This window comes from Pseudomonas sp. 18.1.10 (assembly GCF_024655625.1).
Taxonomy (GTDB): Bacteria; Pseudomonadota; Gammaproteobacteria; order Pseudomonadales; family Pseudomonadaceae; genus Aquipseudomonas.
This window is the reverse complement of record NZ_JANLGL010000456.1, coordinates 1-1,215: the sequence shown is the minus strand read 5'-3', so window position 1 is coordinate 1,215 and position 1,215 is coordinate 1. Positions and strand designations below refer to the sequence as shown.

Annotated in this window: 1 protein-coding gene; it reads left to right on the top strand. The window is 59.8% G+C overall.

All coding sequences use genetic code 11. The annotated features are described in order from the left end of the window. Positions 1-112: 112 nt before the first annotated feature. On the top strand, positions 113-1,072 hold the full coding sequence (yjiA, locus tag NUV89_RS29670) for a GTPase (protein ID WP_257784117.1): 960 nt from the start codon (positions 113-115) through the stop codon (positions 1,070-1,072). The last annotated feature ends 143 nt before the right edge of the window (positions 1,073-1,215 follow it).

Below are 1,215 nucleotides of genomic sequence, written 5' to 3'. Positions count from 1 at the left end.
GCTCGCGAAAGCGGTCTGTCAGTTGATGTATGTGCTGGCTGACACACTGCTTTCGCGAGCAAGCCCGCTCCCACATTTGTTTTGTGTTCCTTCAGTTATCAGGAGATCAGTTTTGTCCTCTCCCATCCCCGTCACCATCCTCAGCGGCTTCCTCGGCGCCGGCAAAACCACCTTGCTGCGCCACCTGCTCAAAGCCGAGCACGGCCTGAAAATCGCCGTGATCGAAAACGAATTCAGTGACGCCGGTATCGACTCCCAGCTGTTGGGCGATGAACCGGTGCAAGTCATGACCCTGTCCAACGGCTGCGTGTGCTGCACCATCCACACCGACCTGACCAAAGCCCTGTACCTGCTGCTCGAACGCCTGGACAGCGGCGAGATCGCCTTCGACCGCCTGGTGATCGAGACCACCGGCCTGGCCGACCCGGCACCGGTGGCGCAGACCTTTTTCATCGACGAAGAACTGCGCGAGCGCTACATCCTCGACGGCATCATCACCCTGGTGGACGCGGCCCACGCCGAGCATCACCTGACCCAGACCATCGCCCAGGCGCAGATCGGCTTTGCCGACCGCCTGCTGGTGAGCAAGCGCGACCTGGTGGATGACGCCACCTTTGACGCCCTCAGCGAACGCCTGACGCGCATCAACCGGCGTGCGCCGATTAAGGTCGTCGATCACGGCACTATCGACCTGGCCGAGCTGCTGGATGTGCGTGGCTTCAACCTCAACGCCGGCATGAGCCTGCGTCCGGTGAGCAAGGCGCCGTCCATCGACCGTATCTCCAGCCTGGTGCTGCGCACCGATCAGCCGCTGGATATTGATCGCCTCAGCGAGTTTATGAACGAGCTGCTGGAAGACCACGGCAAGCAACTGCTGCGCTACAAGGGCGTGCTGAACATTGCCGGGGAAGATCGGCGGATGGTGTTTCAGGGCGTGCTCAAGCTCTACGGGTTCGATTGGGATACCGAATGGGCCGAGGGCGAGGCGCGGGAGAGTGTGATTGTGTTTATTGCCGACGAATTGCCGGAACAGAAGATTCGCGACGGCTTTGCAAAGGTTTACCAATCCTGAATTGAAACCCGATCCACTGTGGGAGCTGGCTTGCCTGCGATAGCGGTGTATCAGGCACTGATGGGCTAACTGAGAGTCCGCCATCGCAGGCAAGCTGAACTGGTCAAGTAATCTTGGACACCGATTAAGGTTCACGCCGCTAA